18 protein-coding genes, 3 pseudogenes and 1 riboswitch are annotated in these 23,566 nt (G+C 37.7%); of the genes and pseudogenes, 8 read left to right on the top strand and 13 right to left on the bottom strand.

Features of this window, described 5'->3' with window-relative positions; genetic code table 11:
* Positions 1-196 (bottom strand): annotated as a pseudogene (locus ACFIMM_RS04755) (hypothetical protein); the annotation flags it as partial.
* Positions 197-586: 390 nt separating this feature from the next.
* On the opposite strand from ACFIMM_RS04755, the gene ACFIMM_RS04750 reads away from it, so the two are divergent.
* On the top strand, positions 587-733 hold the full coding sequence (locus ACFIMM_RS04750) for a hypothetical protein (RefSeq protein ID WP_375638758.1): 147 nt from the start codon (positions 587-589) through the stop codon (positions 731-733).
* Here ACFIMM_RS04750 and ACFIMM_RS04745 read toward each other — a convergent pair.
* From ACFIMM_RS04745 to ACFIMM_RS04735, 3 genes are read right to left on the bottom strand one after another with little or no spacing between them, the layout of a single operon-like run.
* A complete protein-coding gene (locus tag ACFIMM_RS04745; protein ID WP_375630365.1) occupies positions 730-1,701 on the bottom strand; it encodes a WD40 repeat domain-containing protein in 972 nt (323 codons plus the stop codon). The two genes, ACFIMM_RS04750 and ACFIMM_RS04745, sit on opposite strands and share 4 nt — an antisense overlap.
* A gap of 10 nt (positions 1,702-1,711) precedes the next feature.
* Positions 1,712-2,734, bottom strand: a complete 1,023-nt coding sequence (locus tag ACFIMM_RS04740; RefSeq protein ID WP_375638762.1) for a CobW family GTP-binding protein — start codon at positions 2,732-2,734, stop codon at positions 1,712-1,714.
* Positions 2,735-2,755: 21 nt separating this feature from the next.
* Positions 2,756-3,499: a creatininase family protein gene (locus ACFIMM_RS04735; protein ID WP_375621597.1), complete on the bottom strand. Its 744-nt coding sequence runs from the start codon at positions 3,497-3,499 to the stop codon at positions 2,756-2,758.
* A gap of 318 nt (positions 3,500-3,817) precedes the next feature.
* Here ACFIMM_RS04735 and ACFIMM_RS04730 point away from each other — a divergent pair, with 318 nt between their 5' ends.
* Together ACFIMM_RS04730 and ACFIMM_RS04725 are read left to right on the top strand one after the other, a co-directional pair.
* The gene (locus ACFIMM_RS04730; RefSeq protein WP_375651323.1) at positions 3,818-3,976 is read left to right on the top strand and encodes a hypothetical protein; all 159 of its coding nucleotides are present in this window, start codon (positions 3,818-3,820) and stop codon (positions 3,974-3,976) included.
* Positions 3,977-5,685: 1,709 nt separating this feature from the next.
* Positions 5,686-6,042 carry a hypothetical protein gene (locus tag ACFIMM_RS04725; RefSeq protein ID WP_375682536.1) on the top strand — a complete coding sequence of 119 codons (357 nt, stop codon included), beginning with the start codon at positions 5,686-5,688 and terminating at the stop codon, positions 6,040-6,042.
* A gap of 810 nt (positions 6,043-6,852) precedes the next feature.
* On the opposite strand, the pseudogene ACFIMM_RS04720 reads toward ACFIMM_RS04725, so the two are convergent.
* Positions 6,853-8,188, bottom strand: a pseudogene (locus tag ACFIMM_RS04720) (NAD(P)H-dependent oxidoreductase).
* Positions 8,189-8,351: 163 nt separating this feature from the next.
* Here ACFIMM_RS04720 and ACFIMM_RS04715 point away from each other — a divergent pair.
* Positions 8,352-8,831 (top strand): MaoC family dehydratase, encoded by a 480-nt coding sequence (locus ACFIMM_RS04715; protein WP_375612287.1) that lies wholly within the window; start codon positions 8,352-8,354, stop codon positions 8,829-8,831.
* Between the two features lie 171 nt (positions 8,832-9,002).
* Here the strand turns inward: ACFIMM_RS04715 and ACFIMM_RS04710 are convergent.
* From ACFIMM_RS04710 to ACFIMM_RS04695, 4 genes and pseudogenes are all read right to left on the bottom strand, one after another.
* Positions 9,003-9,297: pseudogene (locus ACFIMM_RS04710) on the bottom strand (integrase); the annotation flags it as partial.
* 451 nt (positions 9,298-9,748) lie between these two features.
* Positions 9,749-10,408 carry a methionine ABC transporter permease gene (locus ACFIMM_RS04705; RefSeq protein WP_375609233.1) on the bottom strand — a complete coding sequence of 220 codons (660 nt, stop codon included), beginning with the start codon at positions 10,406-10,408 and terminating at the stop codon, positions 9,749-9,751.
* Positions 10,401-11,435, bottom strand: a complete 1,035-nt coding sequence (locus ACFIMM_RS04700) for a methionine ABC transporter ATP-binding protein (protein ID WP_375682535.1) — start codon at positions 11,433-11,435, stop codon at positions 10,401-10,403. The genes ACFIMM_RS04705 and ACFIMM_RS04700 overlap by 8 nt, the downstream gene beginning before the upstream one ends.
* A 27-nt stretch (positions 11,436-11,462) precedes the next feature.
* Entirely contained in the window at positions 11,463-12,281 is an 819-nt protein-coding gene (locus ACFIMM_RS04695) for a MetQ/NlpA family ABC transporter substrate-binding protein (RefSeq protein ID WP_375613641.1), read from the bottom strand.
* Positions 12,282-12,785: 504 nt separating this feature from the next.
* Here ACFIMM_RS04695 and ACFIMM_RS04690 point away from each other — a divergent pair.
* Positions 12,786-13,424, top strand: coding sequence for an SH3 domain-containing protein (locus ACFIMM_RS04690; RefSeq protein WP_375638766.1), 639 nt, complete (start codon positions 12,786-12,788; stop codon positions 13,422-13,424).
* A 284-nt stretch (positions 13,425-13,708) separates the two neighbouring features.
* Here ACFIMM_RS04690 and ACFIMM_RS04685 read toward each other — a convergent pair whose 3' ends face one another.
* The 4 genes from ACFIMM_RS04685 to ACFIMM_RS04670 all read right to left on the bottom strand — a co-directional run bounded on the left by ACFIMM_RS04685 (position 13,709) and on the right by ACFIMM_RS04670 (position 18,193).
* Complete coding sequence (locus ACFIMM_RS04685; protein ID WP_375638768.1) at positions 13,709-14,740, bottom strand: aspartate-semialdehyde dehydrogenase; 1,032 nt, start codon at positions 14,738-14,740, stop codon at positions 13,709-13,711.
* Positions 14,741-16,006: 1,266 nt separating this feature from the next.
* Positions 16,007-16,387 carry a helix-turn-helix domain-containing protein gene (locus tag ACFIMM_RS04680; RefSeq protein ID WP_375612292.1) on the bottom strand — a complete coding sequence of 127 codons (381 nt, stop codon included), beginning with the start codon at positions 16,385-16,387 and terminating at the stop codon, positions 16,007-16,009.
* A 923-nt stretch (positions 16,388-17,310) separates the two neighbouring features.
* On the bottom strand, positions 17,311-17,517 hold the full coding sequence (locus ACFIMM_RS04675) for a Trm112 family protein (RefSeq protein WP_273791466.1): 207 nt from the start codon (positions 17,515-17,517) through the stop codon (positions 17,311-17,313).
* Between the two features lie 13 nt (positions 17,518-17,530).
* Positions 17,531-18,193, bottom strand: a complete 663-nt coding sequence (locus ACFIMM_RS04670; RefSeq protein WP_375610818.1) for an LON peptidase substrate-binding domain-containing protein — start codon at positions 18,191-18,193, stop codon at positions 17,531-17,533.
* Positions 18,194-18,639: 446 nt separating this feature from the next.
* A riboswitch (glycine riboswitch) is annotated at positions 18,640-18,737 on the top strand.
* Between the two features lie 136 nt (positions 18,738-18,873).
* Here ACFIMM_RS04670 and gcvT point away from each other — a divergent pair.
* From gcvT to gcvP, 3 genes are read left to right on the top strand one after another with little or no spacing between them, the layout of a single operon-like run.
* On the top strand, positions 18,874-19,986 hold the full coding sequence (gcvT, locus tag ACFIMM_RS04665; RefSeq protein ID WP_375638775.1) for a glycine cleavage system aminomethyltransferase GcvT: 1,113 nt from the start codon (positions 18,874-18,876) through the stop codon (positions 19,984-19,986).
* 6 nt (positions 19,987-19,992) lie between these two features.
* Entirely contained in the window at positions 19,993-20,361 is a 369-nt protein-coding gene (gcvH, locus tag ACFIMM_RS04660) for a glycine cleavage system protein GcvH (RefSeq protein WP_375638777.1), read from the top strand.
* 5 nt (positions 20,362-20,366) lie between these two features.
* On the top strand, positions 20,367-23,162 hold the full coding sequence (gene gcvP, locus ACFIMM_RS04655) for an aminomethyl-transferring glycine dehydrogenase (RefSeq protein WP_375682534.1): 2,796 nt from the start codon (positions 20,367-20,369) through the stop codon (positions 23,160-23,162).
* The last annotated feature ends 404 nt before the right edge of the window (positions 23,163-23,566 follow it).

Raw genomic sequence — 23,566 nt, 5'->3', positions numbered from 1 at the left:
GGTCATATCCACTAAACCAGCATGAAATAAGGCATTTGGCAAAAGAAGATAAGTTGGAACCTGTGGAACAACCGCTCTAATTTGGAGATTAGACGAGGAATCCAAAGGGTCAGAAGACCCAGAAGGCTTTGGTTTAACATGGGAAAGAAGCAGAAGGAACAGAATCCGGAGATGAAGGAGATACCGGAACAGAGGGCGGTAATAGAAGTTCCATGAAATGATTATTAGATAGAATTTTCTAGGCAAGAAACTAAAGAGTGGAAGGCTGCTCGTAGGAAACTTTGCTCTTTGGAGGGGGAAATCAAAAAATTTTTTATTTAGGAAAATAGTGTTGAATTCCCTTCTTCTGATCGTAAGAATAAATCGTTGTTTCAATGATGATATCAGCTATTTTTTGCCGAATTTTTAAGAAAAATGCTTTTGTGGAAGTATGTAGCCTATATAGATGTTTATAGGGAGATGGGGGGCGGTCTTGAGAGTGATGTTTTTATTCTTGTATGGGGGTAGCAATGTTAAAAGGTCAAAAAACATGTTTAAGGTATTTTCTTGTCTAAAGGGGGGGGAGAAAAGGAAGAGGGAAGATTTAATGATTACGAAGATTTTAGGAGATTTTTGGGGGGAGATTAGGGAGATAGGATTTCTGAGAGCTCTGGAGATGCAAGGGGATAAGATTTCTGGAGGATTGTGTGGGCATTTTTTATCGGCGATGATTGCGTTTGTTGGTGTAATTTAATCAGTGATATTGATTATACCACATTCACCATTTTCGCTACCGAAGGAGAGGTTTTGCCCTGCTTGATCCCAGTTAAGTGCTGAGATAGCACTTTTCCCATAACCTTTTAGAAGGACTTCTTTTCCATCATGGAATTGTGCCGCTAAAATCATTCCATCATTGAAGCCTATTGCTACAATTTCTTTGTTTGGGTGGCATGAAACGGTGCTAACAAGTGCATTTGCTCGTGTGCCTAGTTCTAGAGGTGTTTTTCCCATGGGGCCATCTTTTGTATGAAAGGGCCAAACAATTGCGGCAGAGGCACCTGATGTTGCTAGCCATTTTCCTTTTGCACTCCAAGACCAGCTTTTGACTTTGCTTGGGTAGCCACTCATGCGGAGGTGCTGATTATCAGTGAGACGCCAGCCGTGTAAGGCGTTTTCTTGCATGGTGGAAATGACATAGCGGTTGTCTGGTGAAAAGGTGACACCACAATGAGCTCCTTTCCATACCAATGTGGTGGGAGATATTTGCGTTGATAACCAATGAAGAGTGACTCCATTGTAATGGGCAACGGCAAGTCGCAAACCTTTTGGGGCAAAAGCAAGGCCTTCTACACTGCGTTCATGTGTGAGCTCTTGTCGTTCTTTTCCAATATGCGCAAATGCGAGGCGTGAGGAGGAAAAAGCAAAAGCTTTTTGTGGACCAAAAGCAACGTTGTTTATCCATTTGCGTTCTTTTTGGCTTAACACTTCCGTGTGATCTGCTGCGGTTGTTTGACAGACTTTTCCATCTTCTCCACCGGTGATGATCGCGGTATTGTCATGGGAAAAATGGCTTGAAATTATTCCTTGGTGCACTTCAACGATTTGTGGGGTTGGATTAAAAAAAACAATGAGACCTTCTACGGAAACAAAGGCTGGTTTATTGCCTATAAAACCGCAGGAAAGGCAGTAACTTTTGAGATCATAATGGGTAATGTTTGGCATTATCACTCACTTATGCGCAATTTTCAAAACCAGTTTTTAATTTTTCAGCATCAAGAGAGCGTCCTATAAAGACAAGGCGGCTTTCTCGTTTTTCATCTTCACGCCATGGGCGTTGATGTTGTCCTTCAAGAAGCATATGTATCCCTTGAATGACGTAACGATCATCGTCTCCTTGAAAGGCGATAATGCCTTTAAGACGCAAGATATCAGGTCCTTGTTGCTGTGTAACCTGCTGGATCCAAGGGAAAAACTTTTCTGGTTGCAGAGCATCTGTTTTTAAACTTACAGAAGTGATGGTAATATCATGAATGGTGGATGCGTGATGATGGTCATGATCATGATTACAATCGGGACCACATACATGATCTGCGTGATGATGGTCAAGAAAATGGGGATCATTATCTAAAGTGCGTTGGAGATCAAAGGAACTACGATCGAGGAGTTTATCAACAGGGATGTTAACGCGCTCTGTTGCGTAAATTATGGCTCTGGGATTAATGGCCAGAATAAGGGATTCAGCATGGCTGCGTTCTTGTTGGGTGACAAGATCAATCTTATTTAAAAGAATAATATCCGCGAAGGCAATTTGGTCTTCAGCTTCACGACTTGTTTTCAGTTGAGAGGGAAAATGCTTTGCATCAACGACCGCTATGACACTGTCGAGAGCTGTTTTTTCATGGATAGTATCATCCATGAAAAAAGTCTGTGCTACGGGAACGGGATCAGCAAGCCCTGTCGTTTCTATAATGATCGCATCAAATCGATAAGAACGTTGCATCAGACTTTCTAGAATGCGAATGAGATCACCACGTACGGTGCAGCAAATACAGCCATTATTCATTTCATAAATTTCTTCGTCTGATTCAATGATCAGGTCATTATCAATACCAATTTCACCAAATTCATTGACAATGACGGCATAACGTTTGCCATGATTTTCACTGAGAATGCGGTTGAGAAGGGTGGTTTTTCCAGCACCAAGATAGCCTGTGAGAACCGTAACGGGAAGTTTTTTGGGGTGTATCGTTTCCATGGAGAGACCTTTTATTGTTCTTTATTGCCATGTGTTTATGTTAAATCGATTGATATCATCAAGTAAATCACGAAGCTGAGACAGAACATGAGAAAAGATTGCTTCACCGGCTTGTGGTGTTGCTTTGCTTGCATTTCCTGCCGCACCTTGCGTATTTAGATCTTTCATTGTCCAACCAAAGGCATGAGGACCATAAGCGCGTAAATACCGATAATTGGCAATCATATCCGCTTGTTTATTATGAAAATTTTCTGCCTTTTCCATATGGACTTTTTCTGGTGCTAAATAGAGCATGAGAGAGGTTTCGATAAAGCCTCCATGGATATCAAGATGTTGTTGAGATGGCTCCATGAGACCTTGTGGTAAACCAAAACGGCTCCAGCTTGTTGCTACAGCGAGCATGGAAAGGCGCTTTCGTAATTCGGTGATAACAATGCTCATTAAAGGTGAATTTCCTCCGTGAGCATTGAGAAGAAGAAGACGGTTGATCCCTTTGTGATAACAGTTTTCACCAATCTTTATCCATCGCTTAATCGCATCAGAAAAGGTAAGGGTTTGCGTGCCTGTAACATCCATATGTTCTATAGAATAGCCAATCTTTTCAACCGGTAAAAGTGCGATATGAAACTGCTCTTTTGTTTGTAAAGTGAGGGCTTTTGCAAAAGCTTCAGCAATAATCCAGTCGGTTTCGAAAGGAAGGTGCTCTCCGTGATATTCATGTGCACCCAAAGGTAAAAGAGCGAGAAAAGGTGGGTTAGATACCATAAATTAATGCCCAAAAGAGAAGTCAAAAGAGACAAAGTGATCAAAGGTGCTGTCACTATTTAATCTATCTATAAGAGAAACGCAAATAGGCGTCTTTTTACATCACATATGGATGCATAAAAATGAGAGCTTTGTTAAAAATAGAGAAGCTTTTATTGAGCAAAGCCACCGCAATTTTTCTGTAATATTAGGCAATCTTTCTCAAGATAGTTGTCTTTTATAATTATTTCTGATTTATATTCTCATTTTTAATAAGTATATATTAAATATATAATTTTTTCTGTAAATTACATATTATTCTTTTATTATGGAGAGAGGATGATCAAAGTATTTCTACTATTGCAATATTACAGACTTTTGTTGCAATCAGGAACTCTATTCAATTATCTGTATATTACAAAAGAATGGAAATATTTGTTGATTGATTTTACTTTGGATAGTGTCTTAACAGATTTTAGTGTTCATGAGAAAAAATAAATATAAAGGGAAGAATTCACTAAGATGAATTTGTAATCTCATAGAGCAGTTTATAAGATGATTCAGTAAGAAACACCGTTGGATACAAGAAACACCGTTGGATACATAATAAACAGAACGCCATTGTGTTGCACATTGACGCTTTTGTTTTAAAGAAACATTTCTCAAGGTATCCAAGCCTATTTTGCAACGGCGCCCGTGAATAGTATAACGGTAAAGTTTTATAATATAAAATCTATTGTTTTCCACCATATTTACACTTTTAAAGTAAAAATGGGCACCATCATTCACTTTGCTAGTTTTCAATACTGTGTTAACAGCGCTTGTTAGTTAAAATACCTCATAAGTGATATTTTCCTTTCTTCAAGTGTGTTTACACACACACCGATCTCGTTTGTGATTTGCAAGTGAAGAATTTTGATTGATTCAATATAAACAGAGTTAAAATTAAGAGAGTTTTATAATCGTCAGTTTTCTCATTCAACATGCAAAACAATAAATTATTATTATAGATTAATATTTTGCGATTAAAGTGATCGGTTGATGAATTTATCATTCAATATCAGTTTTCATGGCGTTATTTTTTCAATGCGCTACTTAAGTTGGTATTTTAAAAATGCAATTTTTTAGTAAGTTTCTCTATTCCTTTTCTTTCAAGCATTTAATCAATTATTTATTATTATTCGTTTTTCACAAATTGCAGACAGTTATGTGAATATTGCTAAAAATTTCGTTCAAAGAGAATTATTTGTTACTAATATAGAGTAAATATAATTACTTAAAATATAAATATGGTTGTGATCTACAATATTGACGAAAAATATGGAATAACTTTTATGAAAATTAAGAAAGAAAGTTTTTTCAGTATTTTGGGGATCATTTCATTTTTCATGACTCTCTTTTTATTTAATTTTAGGTAGTTTGTTGGAGCTCTAGTATTGCTTATAATGGTTTTGTAAATCTGATAGATTTACTTATTTTATGCGTTTGTTTTGTTAGGTTTGAAAGTCAATATTTTGTGTTCTTTATGCTGTATGGGATAAAGGGGGCTGAATTACCTTTTTTAAGATGCTATGCAGTATTTTTTCTTTTTATATATCAGTAAAAGTTGAGAATCATTTTATTAACGTCTCTTCCATTTGAAGATAGAGATCTTAATTGTTTTTTTACACTTTATACCTGTTTTATAGAAAAATAGTACACTATTTAAATTTGTTTTATTAGGATAGATTTGTTTTAGATCAAGTTTTTATTTGATACCAATTTCATTTTTATATTTATTGAAATAATAGACAATCATATATCATTATATTGGCAGTTTTAAATTTTATAGTTCTTTAAAATTAATTACATTTTAAATTATTTATAAAAGCTCTATTATATAATTTTTTAAATGAATTTGTTTCGTAATATTTCTTATAATAAGAAATTTAATAAATTATTATTATTTTTAATTATAGCAATAAAAATGACAAAATATTACTGTTGGTATCTTGAGTTATTATGGCGTAAAAGGAATAAATTATTTTTATCATTTATTGTTTTTTATCTTTACATGTAATACATAATGTGTTATATTATAATAACAAAATTACATATAATATTTTATTATGTGCAATTATATAAATGATTAAATATAATTTTTGGTTTTTATATATGTGAATATTCTTTCATTTTTTCAGTGAAGAAAAAGAGGAGCAAAGAAAGCTATGTTTAAAATATTTAAAAATCGTGTATGTTCATTTACTTTTACACTATTTATTCTTTTTTTTATACAAACTATAGAGGGAAATGCAAGTTTTGTAAAAAATAAAGTTCAAGAGAGAATGGTAATTACTATTCCTACACTAGAAAAAAATGTAGCTATTAAAGCTGTGGATAGAGTTGTTATTCAAGGCGTTGAGGAACAAGATGTTATTGCGTTAGGGAAACCTGAAAAAGCTGCTGCCTTTTCAGGTTCAGCCTTTTGGGGGGGAATAAGTATTTTATCACTTCTTGCTTCTTTATGTATTGGGGATGTATTAGGTACTGTTGTAACTCTTTTTGCAATATTTAGTACACTTTAGTAGGAAGCTCATCGACAGAGTCGAGGATTTTTTTGTTCACTTCATTATTTTTAAAAAATAAATATTTTATTATTTATACTATACTAGATAATAAAATCACTAATCTTAATACTAAATGTAGCTTTTATTAACATTATTAAAGTTCAAGATCCTACATTTATGTTGTTTTTTACAAATTAGCGTAACCTGATTTTCTTTTACAGTTTATGATTATTTTCTAGTAATAAGGCTAGTATACTTACTATCTTTATCAGTCTTTTAATATTGTCTACCTTTTCTCATATGAAGATTATTCGTCAAAGGTATATTTTATCCTTTTTAAATTTTTTTATCTTTCATAAGGGGATAAAATAAAAAATATCCCTATATCCATGGCTCTCATGCAATAAGAAAAATGAGAAATTATTATTTATCATTTTAAATTTGTTTATGTTAAATCCATCAGAAGTATTTTTTACGTATAACAAGTTGCGTTCGTGTATGGATAAAATTATTAAAAAAAAGACTAAAAATTCTTCTCATTAATTATCTCTAAGGTTCAAGGACTGTTGTAGTATTGGAAAATAAATGATGGTGCTGGTTTGTATCTTCATAGAGTAAAGATAGTGATACACAATGAATCTTATGCCATCTCATGGGGTGGTTTATACTGTCGCATTTACGGGACATATTGTGAGAGCGAAGTGGGGATGTGCGTCGTTGGAAAATGCTTTTATTAAAACAGAAGCCTGAATTTTTGATACAAGTGTATTCTGGGTTGTTCTGTTGTGTAAGGGAAAGATGCTGTTAAGTAAGGTAATTCAGGAGTACTTATAGCTTAGCGGAAGAAGGGCAATGAAGTAAAAGGTCTTGTTTAGCACGAAGACGTGCAATCCATTGATCTTCACGAATAGCAGTATTATGCACTGTAATGAGTTCATTTTTTTTTAATTTCAGCGGTTACTGTTGCTTTTTCCAAAAGACCACAAGGAATGGCGTGGTGAGCGCGTGCTTCTGCAATGTTCATTATCCAAGCACGATAAGTATAAAGACCGATAAAGTCTAGCTGATCACCTGGATGTAAATCTTTTTTAGCAACAGCACAGACTTCTACTACGGGATGGCTAAGAGGAACCATATCTTTTTTGCCATAAAGCATAATACGTGCGCAGGTGAGGGGAACTTCCATTGCTGTTAAATGATAGGGGCGATGAAAGGTGAAGTAAGGCCCCTGACCAATTTTTAAATCTTCCATACGTTCGCGTAAACGCGGGTGTGCTATTTCGGCAATGACAAAGACACCAGGTGAAACACCTGGACCTATTGAATAATCTACAACACCATATTGTTGTAAAATGCCCCCATCTTGTTTTGGAATAAGCACTTTGTTTAAATCTTGTAGCGCTGCTCGTGGTCCATGCATTCCTGGGCAATCGGGGAGAAGTCCGGTGGCATTGGCAATGGCTGCCATTTCAACCATCGTTTTGGAACCATCAATAAATTCAACCAACATGCGCACATTCATATTACGCCGGAATGCTTCTTCTTCGTAAGCGTCAGGTGTAGCATCAAAGCGCAGAGGATTATTTTTTCCTTTACCCGTTGCAACAATCTTATGTCCAAGGGCTGAAACAAATTCTATGAGTTCCATACAAGAAGTAGGTTCATCGCCGGCACCAAGTGTATAAATGAGCCCTCGTTTTTCTGCTTCATGTTTGAGATAAGCGCCAATTGTAACATCTGCTTCAACATTCATCATGACAAGATGTTTGTTATTCTCAAGCGCTTTGATACCAATCTCTGCTCCTGCTTCGGGATAGCCTGTTGCATCAACGATAATATCAATTTGTTCATGGCGCAAAACAAGGTTAATATCATCTGTTGCTGCAATCAAACCCTTTTCAATGCTTTGGGTGAGAGCATAAGTATTTTCAACTTCACAGACATGTCCATCTTCGCCATAGGCTAGTGTAGCGGCATCAAAAATACGTGACGGTGTCCTCGTGGCTACAGCAGCGACTGTTATACCATCCATATGCGCAATACTTGATAATAAATCTGTGCCCATTTCACCACAACCAATCAGTCCAATACGGATAGGGGGATGGTTTTCTGCACGTTGTTTCAAATCATGCGCTAAACCTGTTAGGTTCACATTGCTTGCCATTCTTTTTTCCTATTTGAAAACTACTCTGCTAAAGAACTTTTCTCATTCATAAGGTGCATTTGTTTTTAAGACAATTAATCTTTTATTCTTGATGCTCTAATCAATGGATTTTATAAAAGCAAGAGGGGTGGTTTCTTTTATCAAATAAAATAGGAATAGCGTTATGCAGCAAAAAATAACAGTACAAGATGTCACCAGTTTTATTGGGAAAGAAGTGGGATTATCGGAGTGGCGTCTTGTTACACAGGATATGATTAATCAGTTTGCATGTGCTACAGATGATCATCAATGGATACACGTTGATGAGGAAAAGGCTAAAAAGACACCTTTTGGCGGCACGATTGCTCATGGTTTTTTAACATTATCGCTTTTGTCTACGCTCGCTTATGAAGCTCTTCCAGAGTTAGAAGGGAGCACAATGGGGATTAATTATGGTTTCGATAAAGTACGCTTCATGAGTCCTGTGAAAACAGGGGTACGGATACGTGCGCGTTTTGTGTTAGACGACGCAGAAATTCGTCCTTCTGGTCGAGTGGTTTTCCATTATGGGGTTACGGTGGAAATTGAAAAGTTAAAAAAACCAGCTCTTACAGCTCAATGGCTTATTGTTGCTGTTGTGGAAGAAAAACCTTCCAATATCTAGATTATTTGAGTGCTTTATTTTATAAAATTTTTATACAATTCTATTAGAAGTTTCTTCAATGATGATATTGAGAATAATCTATAGGATAATAGATATGGTGGAGCTATCATAGCGTTGATAGCCATAGCAGGTTGCTATCTTTCCTAGATCGTTTTGAAGAGGAGTTTCCTAATGAAGATAGTGCATTGCTTCACGCTTTTGTTTATAGCGTTCTTTAATGGGATCATACCCATCACGTAAAACAGAACGCTTCAAATGGAATATACTTGCGTTGCCAATTCACGGGCTTATTTTAAAGCAACATCTCTCAACGTTCGTCACGCCCATTTCGCAATGGCGCCTGTGAATAGTATAACGATAAAGCCATTGAGCACCCCTATCTTTATGCTTGTGAAGAAGAAAGCTGGCACCATCATATTATAAGCCGCCAATGTTAAGACAGGTCTTGGCGCTTGAGATAATTCATAAGAGGCATGCCTTTCTTTCTTGTATAGTTTTACTCACACGGCTCTTCCCGCTTGTAACGTGTAAGCGAGAGGTTTTGGTTGATTCTATATGGAATAAATTGGGAATGAGAGGATCTTACGGTATTCAGAGTTCTCGTTCAATATGAATAACGCCATATTATCATTATAAATTCAATGTGTTATCTACGGTTTGGAGAGGTTGTGGTCAATGTCTTAATTTAAAGAGAGTCTCACATACTGTGAGATCTCTTATTTTATCCCCTTTTATATTCTTTTATATTAAAGCCATTAAAACTATTTTCTTTCATGTTACAAACGGATGGGGAGAGATAAAAACTGTTTAAGAAAAAAGTTTCTAATCTCTTATGAGTGTTTTCGATAGGCAAGGGTTGGTGCACTTGGAAAGTGGCAAAGGGGATGATGGTATTGGCATGTGAAATTCTAAGTCTTTTAATGTTTTGTTTTATCAAGTTTTTGTACGATTTTATCAGAAGTCCATTGGGTTGTAATATTAAGCACGATCAAAAGGATGATGACGATGGTCATGATGAAGGTATTGTAGCGTTGGTAGCCATAGCGGATTGCCATATCCCCTAAACCGCCTCCACCAAGATATCCAGCAAGTGAGGTGGCTCCTATAAGAGAAATGACCATGACTGTAAAACCTGTAATCAGGCTAGGGAGAGCTTCAGGAATAAGAACATGTCTGATAATTTGAAGACGACTTGCACCCATCGAGCGGATCGCTTCAATGAGACCGTTTTCAACGGTTTTAAAAGAGAGTTCCGCCATGCGTGCATAAAAAGGGATAGCTGAAATGGTCAGTATAAAAATTACAGCAGGCATTCCTATCCCTCTTCCTACAACGATACGCGTAACGGGAAGAAGATAAAATGCAAGAATGATAAAGGGAATGGCACGAATACTGTCAATGATCATGCTTAAAGGGCGATTGATGAGAGATGAGGAAAAAATCCCTCCGCGTGCTGTTGTGTGAAGAAGAAGACCAAGGGGAAGCCCTATAATAAATGCCATAACAGAAGCACTAAGTGTCATCAATATTGTATCAATAACAGCTTGGGGAAGTTCATGAGACAGAACATTAAACATAGCCTAAGACCTCACAATATCGTCCTTTTTTCGTTAACCATTGAACAGCTTTTTCTAAAGCTTCTTTATCTTCTCCAGGAAGAGCCAAGAAGAGTCTCCCGATGGTTTCATCTTGAACTGTATCAATGCCACCATGCAAAATACGTGCTTTTAAACCACTCTCATTTTCTAGAAGATGAAGAAAAGGCTGCTGGGCAATTTCACCGGCAATATTAATTTCAATGACAGCTTCTCGTCCGATTGGTTTGAGATTTTTCGAAAATTTTTCAGGAAGTTGCGGGGTTACAAGCTTGAGCATGGCTATGGTTGTATCGTCTTGCGGTGATGTAAAGATGTCTTTCACACGTCCTTCTTCTACAATGTTTCCCTGATTAAGAACAACAACGCGATGCGCTATGGTGCGCACAACTTCCATTTCATGGGTGATGAGCACAATCGTGAGATTGAGGTGTTTATTAATATCAGCAAGGAGCTCTAGAATAGATTGTGTTGTTTCAGGGTCAAGAGCAGAGGTGGCTTCATCTGATAACAATATTTTAGGATTAGCAGCGAGCGCACGAGCAATGCCAACGCGTTGTTTTTGTCCCCCGGACAATTGTGCCGGATAGCAATATTCTTTCCCAGATAACCCAACCAATTCAATCAGTTCAAGGGCACGTTTGTGGCGTTGTTTTTTACTTACACCACTTAATTTAAGTGGCAATGCAATGTTATCAAGAATATTCTGCGATGAGAGAAGATTGAAATGTTGAAAAATCATCCCAATTCGTTGACGGTAAGGCGCCCATTCTATCTCTGATAGATTAGAAATATCAACATCTTCAAAAAAAATGGACCCTGCATCAATCTTCTCTAACCCATTTAAACAGCGAATAAGTGTTGATTTTCCTGCTCCACTGCGCCCAATAATGCCAAGGATTTCACCAGCATGGATATTTAAAGAGAGATTATTAATCACCGGAACACCAGCCGTTTTGTTAAAACAACGGCTGATGTTTTTTAAGGAGATAAGAGTAGGTTTTTCCATTCACAATTACTCGGATATTTGGCACAATTACCAAGATGTTTGGGCGGTATTGCCAAAAATCTCTTTGATTTTTGCACGGATAAGATCGTTGTTGTAAGCGGCAACTAATTTTTTAACCCATGGTTCATCTTTTTCGCTCGTGCGTACAACGATGATATTATCATAAGGATTATTTTTTGCGCTCTCCCATGCGACTACATCTTTTTCGAAGTTTAATCCGGAAACAATAGCCCAGTTTGTGTTTATAATTGCAAGGTCAAAATCGTCAATAGCTCGTCCTAACATACCGGCATCGAGCTCACGAATTTGCAGGTTTTTAGGATTTTCGATAATATCAAGTGGAGATGCAAGAATATTATGAGGATCTTTTAACTTAATGAGACCTAAAGAATTAAGAAGAAGTAAGGCTCTTCCACCATTAGATGGGTCGTTCGGAATACCAACATGTGCACCATCACGAAGATCTTTTAAGTCTTTTATTTTGTGTGAGTAAACACCGATTGGAGCAATAAATGTATAGCCGACAATTGAAAGTTTATAGCCACGTTGTTTCATTTGTTCATTAAGATAAGGGGCGTGCTGAAAAGCATTCGCATCGATCTCTCCTGCGTTAACAGCATCATTAGGCAAAGCGTAATCAGAAAAATAAACGAGTTCAATATCTAAACCGGCTTTTTTAGCCTGTTCAGCAGCTGTTTTCCAAATAATCGCATCCCGCCCTTCCATAATACCAAGTTTGATTTTTGTTTTGTCTGCGGCCATGGAAAAAGCAGTAGACAAAAAAAGTGCAAAGAGAGAGAGGAATAATCCTATAATCCGACTACGAGAAAAATTTTTTAATGTCATATGCTTTTAACTTTCTTTTTCGAGAAATTTTTTGAGGGAAGTTTCAATATACTCTGTATCTTTTTAGGCAGATTTAAAGTTATACAAGCTTTAGAGAATATTCAATCACTTTTATTTTTAAAAGAGTATTATTTTTCCTTCTATTTTAGTTGTTTTGGGGGCTGATCATCATTTGTTCATAGAAATTCTCTGAAATTCAAATAATTAATTCTTTTATTGCAATCATTTGTTGAGGGAACCAATGCCCCTTTAAAAACTTCTGTAAGGGACAATTGGTTGAAGAACCGGTCAATCAGATGATGCTTTAGCCGTAAATTCATGAAGAACATACTGCGCAATCAAGATCAAAAGGCCGTGTTCGTGTAGGCGATAAAGAGAAATTTTGTTGCAATGTTGTGGGGTTTTGGGGGGAATAAAGGTTGCTGATCATTGGATTTAAACGCGGCAAATTTTTGCAAAGGCGAATTTTTGCCCTTCATACGTTTTAAGAGAGGAAGAAAAATAATGTTAAGAAAGAAATTTTTATCAACAATGATGACTTTATGGGCTTTAGGAGCGTCAGGGGTGGCTGTGACTGCTTTTCACGCACAAGCTGGAACCATTACAGGAACAGTTGCTCGTGTTGCATCAGGTCAGGTATCTTTACGCACAGGCCCTGCGACAGCTTATAAAGTTATCGCAATGGTTCCAATGGGAGCAAAAGTGCAAATTTATGGCTGCCTATCCAATAAAACTTGGTGTTCTCTTGGTTATCATGGAAAAGTTGGTTGGGCATCTGCACGTTACGTCAATGTTAACAATGTTCCTACCATTGCTTTTAAAAAGATGCCAGCAAAATCAAAATCCATGGTAAAATCGCCAAAAGAAAAAGTAAAACAGGCTGTTTCCGACTTTAAAGCTCTTCCGGCGATTCAAAAAACACGGAAAAATATGCAAAAACTATACAGAACAGATATGATTATCGATTCTACAGGTGTTAAAAAAAGAGATGAACGAACAATTTTAAATCCGTCGCAAAAAGCACAAGGCGTTTCTGTAAAGCACGTGAGTGCTTATAATCCCTCCTTTCCTGATAATGTCAATTACAAAAATTTTGAACGTAATGAAACGCGTTACCGTGTCGTGACTTATCCTGCTCGATAAGGGTAAAGTTAATTTTACAACCGGAATGACAAAAAGGATCAGCAGCATGAAGCAAACAATGCTTATGCTGCTGATCCTATTGTACCGTAAAATGTCATTAAGGCGGCAATGCTTAACTTAAGGTGGCGAGGCATTCAAGGATATTCCGAGTCAAATTTGACAATACCTTGGATTACAGTTCTTTAGGATGGTGATATGAACCTTCAGCTGGGGAAGGTTATACTGAAGAGAAGCCGGACTTTTGACAGACCGGCTAGGGGTTCTTTGTCCTTTCGGACAGGGCGTTAATTTGCGGACTTAGGCTTTATCAAATTACGAAAAATGAGCAATTCAGCAATTTGAACGGCATTCAATGCTGCTCCTTTTCTTAAATTATCGGCGACAACCCAGAAAGCTAAACCATTTTCAACGGTGATATCTTCACGAACACGGCTAATAAAGGTATCATCTTCTCCGGTACCTTCATAAGGTGTGGTATAACCACCATCTTCGTGTTTATCGATAAGCTGACAGCCTGGTGCATCGCGGAGGAGCGCTTGTGCTTCAGATGCGCTTAGTGGTTTTTCAAATTCAACATGGACGGCTTCGGCATGACCGATAAAGACAGGGACCCGAACAGCAGTGGCTGTTAATTTAATTTTCGGATCGAGAATTTTCTTCGTCTCAACCGTCATTTTCCATTCTTCTTTTGTATAACCATCTTCCATGAAAACATCGATATGAGGAATGACATTAAAGGCAATGCGTTTAGTGAATTTTTTTGATGTAATTGGGTCTGCAACAAAAACTGCACGTGATTGTTCGAAAAGTTCGTCCATTCCTTCTTTACCAGCTCCAGAAACAGACTGATATGTAGAGACAACAACACGTTTAATGATTGCAGCATCATGGAGAGGTTTTAAAGCTAAGACCAGTTGAATTGTTGAACAATTAGGATTTGCTATAATATTACGCTTAGAAAAGGCATTTATAGCTTCGCCATTGACTTCAGGGACTATCAACGGAACATTGGCATCATAGCGCCACGTGGAGGAATTATCGATGACGACACAGCCGGCAGCAGCAATTTTAGGGGCGTATTCTTTGGAAATGCTCCCTCCCGCAGACATAAGACAAAAATCTGTGTCAGAAAAATCGTAAGTATCCAGTGCTTTTACTTTTAAAGTTTTATCTCCATAAGAAACTTCTTGTCCTAATGAGCGTCGTGATGCTAGAGGGACAATTTCATGTGCAGGAAAACCACGTTCTTCTAAAATTGTAAGCATTTCACGACCAACATTTCCGGTTGCGCCGACAATTGCAACTTTATAACTCATTTTCTATATACTCCTCATGTCTCTCCACGTTTATTCCCCGTGCTATACTCAGGAGAGAGTGAGTTGGTCAAGGAACATCATTAAATTATATTTTTGATTTTCAACAACTCAATTTTGTGCACACCAATCATCATCATTAGCACAATAAATTGTTTTATTTCAAATAATACGTCTCTTTTAATCTTTCAGAATTGAAAAAATTGAATATTTTACGCTAAGCTATTATCTCTTTAGAAAACACTTTAATTAAGTGAATTCCTTATCTTCTGTCAATGTGTACCTTCACACTTTTGAATTTTTTAAAGATGGTATTACGTATCGCGTTGGTGGAATCTTTTTATACTTTATCTGTTAATTGTTGAATTATTTAATTTTCTCCCTATGCGCTTTAAAAGCGAAGCTTCCTATTACAGTCTGTAAACAGCTAGATTCTAGCGGCTTCCCATTTTTCACTTAAACTAAAGGCTTAACAAGCAGGCCTAAAAATATTTAAAAAGATATTGGGCATCTAAAAAACATTTGAATGTTTCAAGGAGGTATGCGTGCTTCATATCCTCATACCTTAAATGATAGAATTTATGGCACAACAGGATAAACTTAAGTATCCATATATAGATAAATTGTTATGAAAGTTATAAATATAGTTTTTCGTGTCTATTTTTAATTTATATTTCTTATTTTTACTTTAATCCTGTTATGCTATAAAATATCATTATTTGGAGTATGGTGGTATAAGATCTTTGATTTTTCTCAATATATTAAAGTATTTTTTTAGTGTGTGGGAATATTTTTAGGCTTGTTTGGCAAGCCTTTTTTAAGTGACTTATATGAGTGGAAAGTCAGCCGTTGAACACTCCCATATTTACGTTTAATAAAAGAGCAAGTTAGCACCATCATCCATTTTTTCAGCAAACAATGTCGTTACAGCTCTTGGTTTGTGAGACGATTCAATAAGAGGTATGCCTTTTTGTACATTTTTACTCACACGCCAACTTTGCTTGTGTTGTGCAAACAAGAGATTTTGATTGATTCAATATAGAACACGTTTGAAATGAAAGAATTTTACGATATTCGAAACACTTATTCAATATCAATAACGTTAGATTATCATTATAAATCAATGCACTATTTCTAAGTTAAACTCGTTAGAATTCGGATTATTTACAAATCAGATTAGATTAAGCATTTTCATTCTCATGAAGTGTGGGGAGACAGTCACAATTCTTGTCAATATTATTAAGGACTTTGATTATCTTTGCAATGAACTTATGAAAATAAGGGGTTATTTTTTTCATCAGAAATCAACTGCAAAATTGCTCTTTGTTTTTTGCGGGTCAGTATTCTGAAATTTTTTAAAAGTAAATATTCTGCTTTGCTTGCTATTCTGTCATCACAATGATAGAGGTTCTCTTCTTTTTTTGCGCCATCAGCATAAAAGAAGGAAACGGGAACATCTAATATATGAGCAATTTCCTGTAAACGTCTTGCACTTACGCGATTTAAGCCTTTTTCATACTTTTGGATTTGTTGGAATGTTACGCCTAAATGACTTCCTAATTGTTTTTGAGAAAACCCCATGACGTTTCTTCTGAAGCGAATTTTTTTGCCTAAAGAAATATCGTAAAAATGTAGATTTTTGGCTTTCACTTGATGTCCCCACCGGTTGCGAGCGCCCTCGCATTAGTATTCCGGGGTCTGGAAGTGCTGACTCAAAACAGCCCCTTGCTTTTAGTGCTGAAAGCACTTGGACATAACAAGAGCCCCCGGAAATTCCGGGATATCCGCAAAAGCGGTTTTATTTCTAGTTTGAGTTTTTCGGGCTTCCAGACCCTATTTGATTGTCGCGTATACAACCAAAAACACAAGCCTCCTTCATAAGGCAATTACTTTCAATCGTCAATTGAAATTACAACAGTGTTTCTTGTTTGTTGTTTCAAGTTTTCACGTAATTAATGCGTATATTATACATAAAAATATTGCTTGAGATACTTTAGATACTTGTAAAAATTGTAAAGCGAAATTAAAGGGTGATGGCAAGGTAATGGGGTGATTTTCTCCTTTACGATTTTATGTTTTCTCCCCCAAATTAGGCTGTTTTCCCGCTTTGAAGAGTACATAAACAGATAAATATTCTTGTCCCGATATGGTATACATAAGATGATATAACTTGTCGTTTTTATTCATCTTAAATCGAGGTATCTCAAATATGTTGTTCGTAAATAGTATAAATTAAAGTCCATGAAATATAACAATCTTTATGTTTAATATAATAAATTTCATTTACCTGAGTTGGTTCAAAATGTTATTATAATTCTTGCTTTTAAGAAGTTCATAAGAGCCATTTTTATTCAGATGCTTGTGTGGTGCAAGCGAATGGTTTTGATTGCTTCAGTATGAACAGGCTGGAATGAGAGAATCTGCTGATATTTTTGGCTTTTGTTACAAGGTGTAAAGCGATATAAATATCTTCATTGTAAAACTCTTTTTTCAGAAATCGTAAATATTGAGATATCATATTGATAGAGACTTGATAACAGTGGGCTTGTAGAGGGAAATTGCATGAGGATTTTTTATTTTTTATGCGTTATTTCTTCATTGTTTTGCAAAGGGCGCGCTTCTGAGGCAAGCATAATGGGAACGCCATCACGAATAGGGTAGGCAAGTTTGGCTTTGAGAGAAATGAGCTCTTGTGTTTTTCGGTTGAAAGAGAGAGTACCTTTCGTCATTGGACAGACGAGCAATTCGAGCATTTTGGGATCTGTGGTCATTTTTTTCATGTTTGGACATTCATTAGTTTAAGCGGTAATCTGTTCCTGTTTGTTTCATGAGCGAGCGTTCTGTTAATGCAAGAAGAGTTTGGGCACGGCTTTCGATATCTGGAGCTTCAAGGAGAGCTTGTTTTTCTGCTGGTGTAAAGGGGATAAGAGCTGAAAAAGCATTAACCAATATAGGTGTAGGGGCTTCTATGATGCTGCTCCAATTATATTCCATTTCATGTATGGTTAGATATTTTTCTACAACGTCGAGTAAGTTCTCTCGGTTAATGCTTTCTTCAATATCAAATTCTTGCAAGTCTTTTATGTTTGATTGGATGAGAGCTGTTCGATAGGATTTTGTGTTTTTCAATTCTTGTTCTAAAGTGAAGCGGCAAACACCTTGTAAGATAATGAACAGTTGTCCGTTTCCTGTTTCACTGTAGTTTGTAATACGCCCTATACAGCCTGTTTTATAAAGTTGTGTAGAGAAGCGATCTGTATCCGATGAAAGTGGTTGAATAATGCCCAATAGACGATCAGTTACCATAACATTTTCAATCATTTCAAGTGATTCTGGTTCAAAAATATTGAGTGATAAAAAACCACCGGGTAGTAAGAGTGCACCTTCTAAAGGAAAAAGAGCAATTTGCTTTGGAAGATCATTTTCGCAATTGTAAGAGATATTACCAGCTTTCATGAGTATTTTGTCACCTTTGTTCGGTAGTTTTAGTCTGTAAATAGTCGCTATTTATGACACTATTGAGAAAGCAGAAAACCTACTTCTTGTGCATTAAAATCATACTTATAAAATATTTGAAGTCCTTATTCTCAAAAAGAATATGAAACCCTATCTTTAAGGTTGAACTGCGCGCGAAAGAATATTGCTTTGCGATCTTTTTAGTGTGTGACGTTTTGCATGATTTTCAAGAGGTATTTTTGTTTATAGCTTTTGATTTTTGTCTTAAATTTCCTAAAATGTGTTGCTTGCAATTTTTGTAAGGTTCAAAAGGGCACTATTATAAATCTTTTGAAGGAGCTTATGCAAGTTTTAAAATGAGAACATTTTCATCACTTTACTAATGACAGTGTGATGAAGATAGGCTATAGGTTTAAATATGCTGGAAAGAGCGTTATCGTTTCTTTCATTCTTTTGCGGGAGAGTGCAGATTGCAAATTTTCGCATTGCCGCCGAAGGGGAAATAGCCCATAATCTCTCAGGCTTTAAGGACCGTAAAAGGAAGAAGGCAGATCTGGAAAGTCGGGAGAACCCGCGCCGAAGGTGTAAGCGAAAAATCTTTTCGCGAGTCTCTCAGGTTGATGACAGAGGGGGCAGAGACGACCATATTCTGTGGGCGTTAGCGCAGCTTTGGAGTTATTATGGGCACAGCACAAGAAACATCTTTTTTAAAAACACTTCCTTTATATGATTTGCATGAAAACGCAGGAGCAAAATTTGGTGCTTTTGCGGGTTGGAACATGCCTTTAACTTATCCTCTTGGCGTTTTAAAAGAGCATCTTCATACGCGTGCACATGCAGGACTTTTTGATATTTCTCATATGAAATTGATTGCGGTTGAAGGGGCACAAGCTGTGGAATTTTTGTCCTATGCTTTTCCCATTGATGCAGCAGCTTTAAAGATTGGGCATTCACGGTATAATTATTTGCTTAATGAGCAGGCTGGTATTCTTGATGATCTTATCATTACCCGTTTGGAAGAGGGTCGTTTTATGTTGGTCGCCAATGCTGGGAATGCACAGGCTGATTTTTTAGAATTGGAAAAGCGTGCGGTTGATTTTGAATGTCAAGTGATTGCCCTTGAAAGGGTATTGCTTGCGCTTCAAGGTCCTGAAGCGGCAGCTGTTCTTGCTGATGCCGATTTACCAGGGAATGAATTGTTCTTTATGCAAGGATTCGAACCACAACAGGATTGGTTTATAACGCGTTCTGGTTATACGGGAGAGGATGGTTTTGAAATTGCTTTGCCTATAGGGCATGCGCATATGTTGGCTGAAAAATTGCTGAGTGATTCTCGTGTTGAGTGGATTGGACTTGCCGCACGCGATAGCTTGCGGTTGGAAGCGGGGCTGTGTTTGCATGGAAATGATATTACCCCTGATACGACACCTATTGATGCGGCTCTAACATGGGCTGTTCCTAAAAGTGTTCGAGAAAAAGCACAATTTTATGGTGCAAAGGCTTTTCTTGAAGCACTGCAAAAAGGACCGGCTCGTTGTCGTGTTGGATTAAAACCGCAAACGCGTCAACCTATTCGTGCCGGTGCGGTGCTTCTTGATGATCAAGGTAATGAGATTGGCATTGTAACATCAGGTGGTTTTGGTCCTTCTTTTGATGGTCCTGTCGCGATGGGTTACGTTCCTGTTGATTTTAAAGTTGAAGGGACACAAGTCTTTACAGAACTGCGAGGCAAAAAGATTGTATTATCAGTTCATTCTCTTCCCTTTGTTGAACAACGTTATTTTAAAGGATGATTTTTTATGTCTAAAACTTATTTTACACATGACCATGAATGGCTTAGCGTTGAAGGGCAAATGGTGACTGTTGGGGTTACGCATTATGCGCAAGAGCAATTAGGGGATTTGGTTTTTGTTGATTTACCACAAAGTGGAACAAAACTTTCCAAAGGAGAGGCGGCGGCTGTTGTAGAATCAGTGAAGGCGGCTTCAGATGTTTATGCTCCTCTTGATGGTGAAGTGGTCGAAATAAATGAAGCCTTGGCTGATAATCCTGAACTGGTAAACCAGAAACCCGAAACAGAAGGCTGGTTATGGAAAATGACATTGCAGGATGAGACACAACTGGAGGGGTTGTTAGATAAAGATGCTTATAAAGCTTTGATTGGATGAGTACCATGATCGAGCGTTCTTTTTCTTCTCGACATATTGGGCTGCGTCCTGATGAAACACAAAAAATGCTTGATGTTTTAGAGCTTGATTGTGTTGAGGCACTTATTTCTCAAGCTGTTCCACACTCTATCCATTTGGGACGTTCACTGAATCTTCCAGAGGCTGCTAGTGAAGGACAAGCCTTGGAAGAACTCTCCCAGATGATGGAGCGTAACCATGTGCACAAAAGTTTTATTGGGCAAGGATACCATGGAACTTATGTGCCTCCGGTTATTTTACGAAATCTGTTTGAAAATCCTGCTTGGTATACTGCTTATACGCCTTATCAAGCAGAAATTAGCCAAGGTCGTTTAGAGCTTTTATTTTATTTTCAGACATTGGTTAGTGAACTAACAGGTTTGCCTGTTTCTGCTGCTTCCCTTCTTGATGAAGCAACTGCTTTAGCTGAAGCCAATGCCCTTGCTGTTCGCTTTTTCCGTGAGAAAAAAACAAAAATTTCTCTTCAGAGTCTTTTACATCCTCAGACTTTGAGTGTTGCGCAAACGCGTGCTGAAACACAAGGGATTCAGATTAGCCAAAATGGCGAAATTGATCCTGATACAGCGGCAATTGTTTTGTCTTGGCCAGATACAAAAGGCTCTTTTCATGATTACAGTGAGATTATAAAAGAGGCAAAGGAAAAGGGAGCTTTCGTTATCGTTGTAGCTGATCCTTTAGCGCTTACCCTTCAGGAGCCACCTTCTCAATGGGGGGCAGATATCGTTGTTGGCACTATGCAGCGTTATGGCGTTCCGATGGGATTTGGTGGTCCACATGCTGGTTACCTTGCCGTGAGTGATGCGTTAACGCGTCTTATTCCAGGGCGTATTGTTGGTCAATCCGTGGATACCAAAGGACGCGTTGGTTTTCGTTTAGCTTTGCAAACACGTGAACAACATATTCGGCGCGATAAAGCGACGTCAAATATTTGTACAGCGCAGGCTTTGTTGGCTAATATGGCAACCGCTTATGCTGTTTGGCATGGGCCAAAAGGCTTACAAGAAATTGCGCAGCGAATTCATCATTTAACATGTCGTTTTGTTGCTGGTTTAGAAGCAGCAGGGGTTCATGTTGAAGGGAAAAGCTTTTTTGATTGTGTGAGTATTTCTGTTAAGGGAAAAGCGCGAGAAATTGCGCATCAAGCCAAAATAGGTGGGCGCCTTATTCGTGTTCTCGATGATGACACTATTGCAATCAATTTTGATGAATTATCAACAGAAGAAGATGCTGGTGCTTTAGCGCAGCTTTTGGGGGCACAACTCTTTGATAAGGTTTCTCCACGACTCTTTGGAAAAAAACGGGATGCTGCTTTTCTTTCTCAGCCTTTTTTTCATGCTGTTCATTCAGAGACAGATATGATGCGCTTTTTGCGTCGTTTAGCGGATAAGGATTTGGCGCTGGATCGCGCTATGATCCCTCTTGGTTCTTGTACAATGAAGCTTAATGCAGCTGCTGAATTGATGCCTGTGAGCTGGGCGAGCATGGCCAATATACACCCCTTTGTTTCACAAGAGGATGCAGCGGGTTATTTGGAGATGATCAACCAGTTAAATGCGTGGTTGTGTGAAATTACAGGATTTGCGCAAGTTTCTTTTCAGCCAAATTCTGGTGCTCAAGGTGAATATGCTGGGCTTTTGGCTATCCGACGATATTACCAATCACGAGGAGAACATCAACGTACAGTTTGTCTTATTCCTGCATCTGCGCATGGTACCAATCCAGCTTCGGCTCATATGGCAGGGATGGAAGTCGTTGTGGTAAAATGTTTAAGCGATGGTGATGTTGATGTAGACGATCTCAAGATGAAAGCGCAATTGCATAAAGATAAATTGGCTGCTCTTATGATTACTTATCCTTCAACCCATGGTGTTTACGAGGAAAGCATTAAGGAAATTTGTTCTATTATTCATGAAAATGGCGGACAAGTTTATTTTGATGGTGCTAATCTCAATGCCCTTGTGGGGCTTGCTCGTCCTGCGGATATTGGCGCTGATGTTTGTCATATGAATCTTCATAAAACATTTGCTATTCCTCATGGTGGTGGTGGTCCTGGTATGGGACCAATTGGAGTTGCAGTGCATCTCAAACCATTCTTACCAGGTCATGAACAGGATGGGACAACACATGCGGTTTCTGCTGCTCCTTATGGAAGTGCGTCTATTCTTGCAATTACATGGATGTATATTCGAATGATGGGGGCTGATGGCTTAAAATATGCAACACAAATAGCCATTTTAAATGCCAATTATATTGCTGCACGTCTTTCAGCTGCTTATTCCATTCTTTATCGGGGCAAGCATGGACGTGTTGCTCACGAATGTATTGTGGATACACGCGTGTTGAAAGAGCAGTATGGGGTGAGTGTTGATGATATTGCAAAACGTCTCATTGATTATGGATTCCATGCGCCTACGATGTCGTTCCCTGTTCCGGGAACTTTGATGATTGAGCCAACGGAATCTGAACCAAAAGCAGAGATTGATCGTTTTTGTGATGCTTTACTCTCTATTGCTGAAGAAGCGAAAAAAGTTGGTAGCGGGGTTTGGCCAAAAGACAATAATCCATTGGTGAATGCCCCCCATACAGTGGTAGATACTTTAGATGATGCTTGGGCACGACCCTATTCGCGACAAGAAGCTGCTTTTCCCAACAGTTCTCTTGATCCAGCCAATAAATATTGGCCTCCTGTATCGCGTATTGATAATGTTGCGGGAGACAGAATGCTCATTTGTTCGTGTCCACCATTGGGAAATACCTATTAAATAACAAATATATATTTAATTTGTTTATTTGCATGAACGAAAAAAGCCCACACATTTTGTGTGGGTTTTGTACTTGTTGATCATGTTACTATGGAATTATTTGTCTATTTTCTAGAATTTTGCATTGTTTTTTATAACATGAGCAAAATCGAAAAAGTCGACAAAAAGCTGTGTTTTGTCGGCAATAGGCATGCTCTCCTTTGTCTTCTACCGTATGACATGGTTTTAGTGACTAGTCGGCATCGGTCTAGCCAGCTAATTCATGTAAACGAGAGTGAAAACCTATGAGGATAGGATCCCGTCTGTTGCATGTGTTGTGATATACTCCTTCTCACTAAGGTGACGACGACTGGTTGTAGAAGAATAAAATCAATTTTAGTGTTTTTGATGATAAAGACACGCGA

Source organism: Bartonella sp. AP258QHHD, assembly GCF_042196145.1.
Classification (GTDB): domain Bacteria; phylum Pseudomonadota; class Alphaproteobacteria; order Rhizobiales; family Rhizobiaceae; genus Bartonella.
This window is presented reverse-complemented; position numbering and strand designations above follow the sequence as displayed.

Coding starts and splice junctions, on each gene's coding strand:
- ACFIMM_RS04750 (WP_375638758.1), top strand. CDS start 587: ATGATTACGAAGATTTTAGGAGATTTTTGGGGGGAGATTAGGGAGATA.
- ACFIMM_RS04745 (WP_375630365.1), bottom strand. CDS start 1,701: ATGCCAAACATTACCCATTATGATCTCAAAAGTTACTGCCTTTCCTGC.
- ACFIMM_RS04740 (WP_375638762.1), bottom strand. CDS start 2,734: ATGGAAACGATACACCCCAAAAAACTTCCCGTTACGGTTCTCACAGGC.
- ACFIMM_RS04735 (WP_375621597.1), bottom strand. CDS start 3,499: ATGGTATCTAACCCACCTTTTCTCGCTCTTTTACCTTTGGGTGCACAT.
- ACFIMM_RS04730 (WP_375651323.1), top strand. CDS start 3,818: ATGATCAAAGTATTTCTACTATTGCAATATTACAGACTTTTGTTGCAA.
- ACFIMM_RS04725 (WP_375682536.1), top strand. CDS start 5,686: ATGTTTAAAATATTTAAAAATCGTGTATGTTCATTTACTTTTACACTA.
- ACFIMM_RS04715 (WP_375612287.1), top strand. CDS start 8,352: ATGCAGCAAAAAATAACAGTACAAGATGTCACCAGTTTTATTGGGAAA.
- ACFIMM_RS04705 (WP_375609233.1), bottom strand. CDS start 10,408: ATGTTTAATGTTCTGTCTCATGAACTTCCCCAAGCTGTTATTGATACA.
- ACFIMM_RS04700 (WP_375682535.1), bottom strand. CDS start 11,435: ATGGAAAAACCTACTCTTATCTCCTTAAAAAACATCAGCCGTTGTTTT.
- ACFIMM_RS04695 (WP_375613641.1), bottom strand. CDS start 12,281: ATGACATTAAAAAATTTTTCTCGTAGTCGGATTATAGGATTATTCCTC.
- ACFIMM_RS04690 (WP_375638766.1), top strand. CDS start 12,786: ATGTTAAGAAAGAAATTTTTATCAACAATGATGACTTTATGGGCTTTA.
- ACFIMM_RS04685 (WP_375638768.1), bottom strand. CDS start 14,740: ATGAGTTATAAAGTTGCAATTGTCGGCGCAACCGGAAATGTTGGTCGT.
- ACFIMM_RS04675 (WP_273791466.1), bottom strand. CDS start 17,517: ATGAAAAAAATGACCACAGATCCCAAAATGCTCGAATTGCTCGTCTGT.
- ACFIMM_RS04670 (WP_375610818.1), bottom strand. CDS start 18,193: ATGAAAGCTGGTAATATCTCTTACAATTGCGAAAATGATCTTCCAAAG.
- gcvT (WP_375638775.1), top strand. CDS start 18,874: ATGGGCACAGCACAAGAAACATCTTTTTTAAAAACACTTCCTTTATAT.
- gcvH (WP_375638777.1), top strand. CDS start 19,993: ATGTCTAAAACTTATTTTACACATGACCATGAATGGCTTAGCGTTGAA.
- gcvP (WP_375682534.1), top strand. CDS start 20,367: ATGATCGAGCGTTCTTTTTCTTCTCGACATATTGGGCTGCGTCCTGAT.